This window comes from Streptomyces sp. NBC_00984 (assembly GCF_045162475.1).
Taxonomy (GTDB): Bacteria; Actinomycetota; Actinomycetes; order Streptomycetales; family Streptomycetaceae; genus Streptomyces.
On record NZ_CP108734.1, the window covers coordinates 2,175,443 to 2,185,733 of the forward strand.

At 71.1% G+C, this 10,291-nt stretch carries 1 protein-coding gene; it reads right to left on the reverse strand.

The features are described from left to right. Positions 1 to 42: 42 nt before the first annotated feature. Entirely contained in the window at positions 43 to 10,287 is a 10,245-nt protein-coding gene (locus OG520_RS09390) for an amino acid adenylation domain-containing protein (RefSeq protein WP_406012875.1), read from the reverse strand. Positions 10,288 to 10,291: the final 4 nt, after the last annotated feature.

Below are 10,291 nucleotides of genomic sequence, written 5' to 3' on the forward strand. Positions count from 1 at the left end.
TGCTCAACTGGTGTGGGAATGCGGGGAAGTTCAGGAAGGCGTTCAGGTGGTGGGAGCCGCTTGCAGCTCGGCAAGGATCGCCAGGACGACCCGGCCGATCTCGGCCGCGGGCTCCGGCTGAAGCAGATGTCCGTGGTGCGCGGCCACCGGATGGGTGGTGACGGCGCCCGCCACATGCGGCTGCCATGCGGCCACCGAGTCCGCCGTCTTGCGTACGGGGTCGTCCGTTCCGACCGTGGAGACGAACAGCAGCAGTTCGCCGTCGAAGCGCCGGGGCCGGTATCCGGCGCTCAGCTCATGGTTGTTGATCCCGACCTTCATGAAGGCGGTGATGCGGTCCTCCTCCAGGCTGCCGAGCGCGCTGTCCCGGCTGCGGATGATCTCCATCACCCGCTGGTGCTCCAGCGGCCCCTCGGGAAGGTCTGCCAGGTCGTAGCCGACGAAGTCGAGAAGGGTTTCGAGTACGTCCCGCTCCGTGGGGAGGGCGTAGTCGTCGTCCTCCCACGAGGCGTCGTACGGTGTCTGGTCCAGGTTCACGAGGAGTGCGACCTTCTCCCCCGCCTCGGTCAGCAGGGTGGCGATCTCGTGTGCCACCAGGGCGCCGAAGGACCAGCCGATGAGGTGGTACGGACCGGCCGGCTGGACCTTGCGGATCTGCTCGACGTAGTCGGCGGCCATCTCCTCGATGCTCGTCGCGATCGGCTCCTTGCCGTCGAGGCCTCGGGCCTGGAGTCCGTACAGCGGGTACTCGGCCCTGATGTGCTTCAGCAGCGAGGAGTACGGCCAGCTCAGCCCGCCCGCGCCGTGGACGCAGAAGAGGGGGGCGCGCTCGCCGCCGGTGCGCAGCGGCAACAGCACTTCGAAGCCGTCGCTGTCCGAACCGGTGCCGAGCTTGTCGGTCAGCTGCGCCACCGTCGGTGTCTCGAAGATGCCGCGGTTGCTGAGCTTGACGCCCAGGACCGAGCGGATCCGGCTGACGAGCTGGATGGACGTGATGCTGTCGCCGCCCAGCTCGAAGAAGCTGTCGTCGATGCCCACCCGGTCCACCTTGAGCACTTCGGCGAAGAGCCCGCAGAGCACTTCCTCCTGGGCGGAACGCGGGCCACGGCCGGCTGCGGGCAGGTCGAGGCCGGGTGCGGGGAGGGCTTTGCGGTCGAGTTTGCCGTTGACGGTCAGCGGGAGCGCGTCCAGGAGGACGAATGCGGACGGGACCATGTAGTCCGGCAACGCCGCCGCGACATGCGCACGCAGCACATCCACCGCCGGGACACTCCCGGACACCGGCACCACGTACGCGACCAGGCGCTTGACACCGGGCCGGTCCTCCCGCACGACCACCGCGACCTGCCCCGCACCCTCATGCCGGGACAGCACGGTCTCGATCTCACCCAGCTCGATCCGGAACCCACGCACCTTCACCTGGTCGTCCGCACGCCCCAGATACTCCAGCTCACCCGCCCGGCTCCACCGCACCACATCACCCGTGCGATACATCCGGCTGCCGGCCACACCGTACGGGTCGGCGACGAACCGCTCCGCCGTCAGCCCCGCCCGCCCCAGATACCCACGCGCCAGACCCGCACCCGCGATATAGAGCTCACCCGCCACCCCCGGCACCACCGGACGCAGCCCCTCATCCAGAACATAGGTACGAGTATTGGGAACCGGGGTCCCGATCGACGGCACACCCGAACCCGCCACCAACGGCACCGACATCGTCGCCGCCACCGTCGACTCCGTCGGACCATACGCATTGACCATCCGACGCCCCGGCGCCCACCGGTCCACCAACTCCGCCGACGTCGCATCACCACCCACCACCAACGACCGGAAATCCGGGAACTCACCCGCCGGAACACTCGCCAACGCAGCCGGCGGAATCAACGCATGCGACACCCGCTGCTCCTCAAGCACCCGCCCCAGCACCTCACCCGCCAACGGACCCGGAGGCGGCACCACCAACGCACCCCCCGACGCAAACGCCATCACCAGCTCCAGCACCGACGCATCAAAACTCGGCGAAGCAAACTGCAACACCCGACTCCCCGCATCAACCGCGAACCGCTCCACCTCCGCCACCGCGAAACTCGCCACACCCCCATGCGACACCACCACACCCTTGGGACGCCCCGTCGACCCCGACGTATAAATCACATACGCCGCACCCGACGACGACACCACCACACCCGGCCCAGACCCATCCAACTCCACACCAACATCCGGCAGTTCACGCAACACCAACACCGGAGACGCATCCTCCAACATGAACGCGATCCGCTCAGCCGGATAATCCGGATCCACCGGCAAATACGCCGCCCCCGCCTTCAACACCGCCAACTGCGCCACCACAATCTCCACCGACCGCGGCAACACCAACGCCACCACACCCTCAGGACCAACCCCCCGCCCCATCAACCAACGCGCCAACCGATTCGCACGCTCCTCCACCTCCCCATACGACAACACCAACCCCTCACCCACCACAGCCGGAGCATCCGGACACCGCACCACCTGCGCCTCGAACAACCCATGCAACGTCACCGGCTCCAACACCCGCTCCGAAGCAATCCACTCCCCCAACACCAGACCCCGCTCCGCACCCGACAACACATCCACCCCACCGACCCGCACCCCCGGATCAGCCGCCACCACCTCCAACACCCGCACCAACCGCTCAACAACCCCCACCACCGACACCCGATCAAACAGATCGACCGCGAACTCCACACTGCCCTCGATACCGTCGTCCGCCGTCTCCGCGAACTGGAACGACAGATCGAACTTCGCGGCGTCGAAGCTGATCTCCTGCGGGGCGATCCGGAGGCCGTCGAGGTCAAGGGTGGCCTCTCCGGTGTTCTGGAAGGCGAGCATGACCTGGAAGAGCGGGTGGCGGGCCATGGAGCGCGCCGGGTTGAGGACCTCGACCAGCCGCTCGAAGGGCACGTCCTGATTGGCGTAGGCGGCCAGGTCCGTCTCCCGGACCCGCTCCACCAGCTCACGGAAGGTCGGATCGCCGGACACATCGGTGCGCAGCACCAGGGTGTTCACGAAGAAGCCGACGAGATCGTCCAGTGCCTCGTCCGTGCGGCCCGCGATCACGCTGCCCAGGGGGATGTCGTTGCCCGCCCCCAGCCGCGAGAGCAAGGTGGCGACGGCGGCCTGGACCACCATGAACAGGCTGCCGCGGGTCTCGCCGGCCAGGGCCCGCAGCCGCTCATGGGTCTCGTGGGAGATCCGGAAGCCGACGGTGTCGCCGCGGTAGCTCATCTCCGCCGGACGCGGACGGTCCGTCGGCAGCGCCAGCTCCTCCGGCAGCCCCGCCAGCGCGCCCCGCCAGTAGTCGACCTGCCGGGACAACTCACTGACCGGATCGTCCTCGTCACCGAGGACATCGCGCTGCCACAGCGTGTAGTCGGCGTACTGCACCGCGAGAGGAGCTCCCTCCGGGGCACTGCCCCGCACCCGGGCCGAGTAGGCGTCGCCCAGATCGCGTGCCAGCGGGCCCATCGACCAGCCGTCACCCGCGATGTGGTGCACCACGACGAGCAGGACGTGCTCGCTCGCGGAGATCTTGAACAGGCCTGCCCGCAGGGGGATCTCCGTGGCGAGGTCGAAGCCGCGCGTGACCGCCGCGGTCAGCGTCTCCGGGGCGAAGTCCGCGATCTCCAGCTCCGGGCGCGCCTCGTGCGCCGGGAGGATCAGCTGACGCGGCCTTCCCTCGACGTCGGGGAATACGGTGCGCAGGCTCTCGTGGCGGGCCGTCACATCGCCGAGCGCGGCCTCCAGCGCGGCCGTGTCCAGTGCGCCGGTGAGGCGGACGGCCAGCGGCATGTTGTAGGTGGCGCCCGGCCCCTCGAACCGGTTGAGGAACCAGAGCCGCCGCTGGGCGGACGACAGCGGGATCTCCTCGGGGCGCTGCCGCACGGTCAGCGCCTTGCGGGCACGACCCGCGTCTCCGAGGCGCTCGGCGAGGGCCGCCGGGGTCGGGGCCTCGAACAGCGTACGGACGGCGAGTTCGGCGCCGAGCCGGGAGCGGACGCGGCTCACCACACGGGTGGCGAGCAGCGAATGTCCGCCGAGGTCGAAGAAGCTGTCGTCGATGGAGACCCGTTCCAGGCCCAGGACTTCGGCGTAGATGTCGCAGAGCGCCTTCTCCTGGGCGGTGCGCGGTGCCCGGCCCTCGGCGGTGGTGCGCGGGCCGGGTGCGGGCAGGGCCTTGCGGTCGAGCTTGCCGTTGACCGTCACCGGCAGGCGGTCGAGGGCGACGAAGGCCGCCGGGACCATGTAGTCGGGCAGCCGCCCGCCGAGGCGGAGACGCAGTTCGTCGGCGTCGGGCACCTGGTGTCCGGCGGCCGGGACGGTGTAGGCGACGAGCTCCTTGATGCCGGGGCGGTCCTCACGGACGATCACGGCGGCGCGGGCGATCTCGTCCTGGGTCACCAACGCGGTCTCGATCTCGCCGAGTTCGATACGGAAGCCACGGATCTTGACCTGGTCGTCCACCCGTCCGATGCAGTCGATCCGGCCGTCCCTGGTCCAGCGCGCCAGGTCGCCGGTGCGGTACATCCGGGTGCCCGCCGGACCGTGCGGATCGGCGACGAACCGTTCCGCGGTGAGCCCCGGGCGGTTCAGATAGCCGCGGGCCAGACCCGCTCCGGCGAGATACAGCTCGCCGGCCACTCCGGGGGCCACCGGCCGCAGGGCCGGGTCGAGGATGTACGCCCGGTAGTTGTCCAACGGCCGTCCCACGAGCACCCGGTCGGCCTCCTCGATGCGCTGGCCGAGGGCGTCGACGGTGGTCTCGGTGGGGCCGTACAGGTTGTGGGTGACGAGGCCCGGGATGTCGAGGAGCTCCTGGCGCAGGGTCTCGCCGAGCGCCTCGGCGCCCAGGCTCACGATGAGTGGACGGATGGACTCGTCGGCGGTCAGGCCGAGTTCGTGGAGCTGCTGGAAGTGCGCGGGCGTGGTGTCGAAGTGATCGATGCCGCCGACCCGCTGGACGTAGGAGTGCAGTGCGGCGGCGTCGTGGCGCGCCTCGTCGTCGATGAGATGCAGTTCCTGTCCGGCGAGCATCCACAGCAGCGGGTCGAAGGCGGCGTCGAAGGAGAACGACGAGACCAGTGCGGCGCGCAGCCGACGGTCGCCGGCCTCCGCGATCTCCGGGGCGTACAGCCGTCCGAAGTGGTCGTGGAAGAGGTTCACGAAGCTGCGGTGCTGGACGGTGACGCCCTTGGGGCGCCCGGTGGAGCCCGAGGTGTAGATGATGTACGCCGCGTTGTCCGGGCGCGGCGCGCCGCCCCGCTCGGCTTCGGTGAGGTTCTCCGGTGACAACTCATCGCCGAGGGCGTGCAGTTCTGCGGGGTCGCTGAGCACCAGCACCGGGCGGGCGTCGTCGAGCATGTACGCGATGCGGTCGTCGGGGTAGTCCGGGTCCACGGGGACGTAGACGGCTCCCGCCTTCATCACGGCGAGCAGTGCCACGATGTGTTCGACCGACCGGGGCAGCCGGACCGCGACGGGCTGCTCGGCCCGCACACCGTGCCCGATGAGCTGCCGGGACAGTCGGTTGGCCCAGGTGTTGAGTTCCGCGTAGCCGATCCGGGTGTCCTGGAAGACCAGGGCGGTGGCGTCCGGGGTGCGCGCGGTCTGCTGCTCGAAGAGGCCGGGGAGGGTTCCCGTGGGGTACGTGCGGTCGGTGTCGTTCCACTCGACCAGGATCCGGTGGCGTTCCTCGGCCGTCAGGACGTCCACCGAGGACAGCTTCCGGTCCGGGTCGGTCACCAGCTCACCGACCAGCCGCACGAAGCGCGCCGCCAGCTCCTGTGCCGTGTCACGGTCGAAGAGGTCCGTGGCGAACTCGATGCCGCCGCCGATGCCTGCGGGGGCTCCACCGTCCTCGAACCGCTCCTCCAGGACCAGGGAGAGGTCGAAGTTGGAGGTCTTCAGGCCCACGGCCCGTCCGGAGGCGGACAGTCCGCCGAGGTCGAGGGTGGCCTCGGCGTTGTTCTGGAAGGAGAGCATCACCTGGAAGAGGGGGTGGCGGGCCAGCGAGCGCTCGGGGTTGAGCACCTCGACGAGCTGCTCGAAGGGCACGTCCTGGTTGGCGTAGGCGGCCAGGTCGGTCTCCCGGACCCGCTCCACCAGCTCACGGAAGCTCGGGTCGCCCGACACATCGGTGCGCAGCACCAGGGTGTTCACGAAGAAGCCGACCAGATCGTCCAGCGCCTCGTCGGTACGGCCCGCGACGGGCGAACCGATCGGGATGTCGGCCCCCGCACCCAGCCGGTGCAACAGCGCGGCCAGCGCCGCCTGCACCACCATGAAGACGCTCGCCCGGCGTTCACGGGCCAGTCCGGTGAGCCGTCGGTGGACGTCGGCGGGGACGTCGAGTTCGACGGTGTCGCCGCGGTAGCTCATCTCGGCGGGGCGGGGCCGGTCGATGGGCAGGGTCAGCTCTTCGGGGACACCGGCCAGCGCGGTGCGCCAGTAGCCGATCTGCCGGGCCAGTTCGCTGCCCGGGTCGCTCTCGTCGCCGAGGACCTCGCGCTGCCACAGGGTGTAGTCGGCGTACTGGACCGGCAGCGGCTCCCAGCCGGGGGCCTCGCCCGCGCACCTGGCCCGGTACGCCTCGCCGAGATCACGGGCGAGCGGGGCCATGGACCAGCCGTCGGCCGCGATGTGGTGGACGACGAGCATCAGCACGTACTCGGTGCCGTTGAGCGCGAACATCCGGGCCCGGAGCGGCGGTTCCCCGGTGAGGTCGAACTCCTTGCCCGCGGCAGCCGCGAGGACCTGCTCCAGGTCGTCCTCGTCGACGCCGATCACCGGGAGCGCGGGCACGGCCCGCTCCGGGGCGAGGATCAGCTGGCGGGGCCGTCCGTCGGTCTCCGGGAAGACGGTGCGCAGGCTCTCGTGCCGGGTCACCACATCGGCGAGCGCCTCGCGCAGCGGCCCGACACGGAGTTCGCCGGAGAGCCGTACGGCCAGCGGCAGGTTGTAGTTGCCGCCCGCGTCCTCGAACCGGCCGAGGAACCACAGGCGTCGCTGGGCGGGCGACAGCGGGATCTCCTCGGGCCGCGGCGCCGCGACGAGCGCCTTGCGGGCCCGTCCCGCGGCGCCGAGCCGGTCGGCGAGGGCCGCCACCGTGGGCGCCTCGAAGAGTGCCCGTACCGCGATCTCCACACCGAAGGCGGTACGGACCTGGCTGACGAGCCGGGTGGCGAGCAGCGAATGCCCGCCGAGGTCGAAGAAGCTGTCGTCGATGGAGACCTGATCCAGGCCGAGGACGGCGGCGAAGAGACCGCACAGTTGCACCTCGCGGGCGGTGCGCGGTGCGCGCCCGGCCTTCGTGGCGCCGTCGGGCACCGGCAGGGCCCGCCGGTCCAGCTTGCGGTTGGGGGTGAGCGGGAGCGCGTCGAGGGGGACGAACGCGGAGGGCACCATGTAGTCGGGCAGCGCCCCGTCGAGATGGGCCCGCAGGTCGTCGGCGCCGGGCGCCGGATGTCCGGGCGTCGGCACGACATAGGCGGCGAGCGTCCTGATCCCGGGCCGGTCCTCCCGGGCGATGACGACGGCCTGGGCGACGGAGTCGTGTGCGGTGAGCGCCGCCTCGATCTCGCCGAGTTCGATGCGGAAGCCGCGGATCTTGACCTGGTGGTCGCTGCGGCCCAGGTAGTCCAGTTCGCCGTCGGGGGTCCACCGCACCACGTCGCCGGTGCGGTACATCCGGGTGCCCGTGGGGCCGTACGGGTCGGCGACGAACCGTTCGGCGGTCAGCGCCGACCGGTTCAGATAGCCGCGGGCGAGGCCGGCTCCGGCGAGATACAGCTCGCCGGGCACGCCGGGCGGTACCGGGCGCAGAGCGCTGTCGAGCACATAGGTCCGGGTGTTGCGGATCGGACGGCCGATGGTGGGCCGGGCGGGCCAGTCGTCGGGGTCGGCGGGGAGGGTGGCCGCGGTGACGACATGGGTCTCGGTCGGTCCGTAGTGGTTGTGCAGGGCGCGGCCGGTGCCGTGGTGGAAGTCGCGCATCTGCTTGGTCGGCGCGAGTGCCTCACCCGCCTGTGCGAGGTGGCCGAGCGCGGGCAGGTGCAGGCCCTGCCCGTTGGCTTCCTCGCAGAGTGCGTCGATGACGAGGTTGGGCGCGTACACCTCGCCGATCGCCTGCTCGTCGAGCCACCGCACCAGAGCGGCCGGGTCGCGCCGGGTCTCCTCGTCGGGGACGACGAGGGTGCGTCCGGAGAGGGTGGTGGAGAGGATCTCCTGGGCGGAGACGTCGAAGCTGATGGCGGTGAACTGAGCGGTGCGCACCCCGGGGCCGCCCGGAAGCACGTCCTCGTGCCAGCCGACGAGGTTGGCGAGGGCCCCGCCGGGCATCGCCACGCCCTTGGGCCGTCCCGTGGACCCCGAGGTGTAGATGACGTAGGCGGGGGTGAGCGCCGAGAGCGGCGCGGTGCGGTCGCTGTCGGTGGGGTCGGCGTCCAGCACGGCGGCGAGCCGCTGTGCCGTGTCCGGGGTGTCGAGCACCAGCCGCGGTACGTCGTCGCCGGGGACGGCGGCGGTGATGCGTGGTGAGGTGGCGCTGTCGGTGAGGACGAGTACCGGCCGGGCGTCGGTGAGCATGTGGGCGATGCGGTCGGCCGGGTACTCGGGGTCGACGGGGAGATAGGCGGCGCCCGCCTTGAGCACCGCCCAGAGGGCCACGATCTGCTCGGCGGAGCGGGCGACGGCCAGCGCGACGGTGCGCTCGGGCCCGACACCGCGGTCGATGAGGATCCGGGCCAGCCGGTTGGCGCGGGCGTCGAGTTCGGCGTACGTGAGGCGGGTGTCGCCGTGCTGGACGGCGACCGCGTCCGGGTGGCGGTCGGCGGTCCGCCGGAACAGGGCGGGCAGGGTGGCCGGCTCGTCGGCGTGCGCGGTGTCGTTCCAGCTGCCGAGGACCAGGGCACGGTCCTCGGAGGCGAGGAGGTCCAGCCGGCCGACGGGGGTGTTCTCGGATCCGTCGAGGGCGGCAAGCAGGCGCAGCACCCGGTGGCCGATGGCGGTGACCTCGGCGCCGTCCAGTACGTCCGCGCGGTGGCTCAGCTCCACGGCGAGGGTGGTGCCGGCATGGACCATGAGGCTGAGCGGGTAGTGGGTGCCTTCGTGGCTGCGGCCGTCGACGACGCCGAGGCCGCCGGCGGACCTGCGCAGGCCTTCGGTGTCCACCGGGTAGTTCTCGAAGACGAGCAGGGTGTCGAAGAGTTCCCCGCCGACCGGGGTCAGCCGCTGGAGGTCGGAGAGTCCGAGGTACTGGTGGTCCATGAGGCCGGCCTGCTGGTCCTGCAGCCGGTCCAGCAGGGCGCCGACCGTCTCGGACGGGTCCAGCCTGACGCGTACGGGAAGGGTGTTGATGAAGAGCCCGACCATGGACTCGATCCCGGGTATCTGCGGGGGCCGGCCCGAGACCGTGCCGCCGAAGACGACGTCCTGACGGCCGGTGAGCTGGCCCACCACCATCGCCCACACCGCCTGGACCACGGTATTGACCGTCACCCCGCGGGACCGTGCCCAGCGCGCCAGCGCCGCGGTCTCCGCCTCCGGGAGCTCGACCCGGACCTGTGCGGGGGCGGCGGGCTCGCGGGACGGGTCCGGAGCGGCGAGCAGGGTCGGCTCGTCGAGGCCGTCGAGGACCTGCCGCCAGGCGCTCTCGGCGACGGTACGGTCCTGCGCGGCCACCCACGCGAGGTAGTCGCGGTACGGGGTGACGGGCGGTAGCGATGTCTCGTCCGCGCCCCGGCCGAACAGCCCGTACAGCTCGAACAGTTCACCGATGAGCAGGGCCCTGGACCAGCCGTCGAGGAGGATGTGGTGGGCGGTCAGCAGGAATTGGTGGCGGCCCTCCCCCAGGTCGATCAGGGTGAACCGGACGAGCGGGGGGCGCGCCGGGTCGAAGCGGCGTGCCCGGTCCTCGGCCACCAGCCGCTCGGCCTCGGCGGCCCGGTCGGCGGCCGGGAGCCCCGACAGGTCGGTGGTGGTCCAGTCCGGCGCCGTCTCGAACGGGATGAGCTGTACCGGCTCGCCGTTCTTGCGGTAGCGGAAGGCGGCGCGCAGTCCGGAGTGCCGGCGCAGCACGGCGGCGCATGCGCAGCGCAGGGCCTCGGGGTCGAGTCCGCCCTCGATGTCCAGGGTGAACTGCGTGGTGTAGACGTCAGGGCCCTGCGCGTCGTACTGCGCGTGGAACAACAGGCCCTGCTGGAGCGGGGAGAGCGGGAGGATGCCCTCGAGCCGCGGCTTCGACGTAGTCATTTCG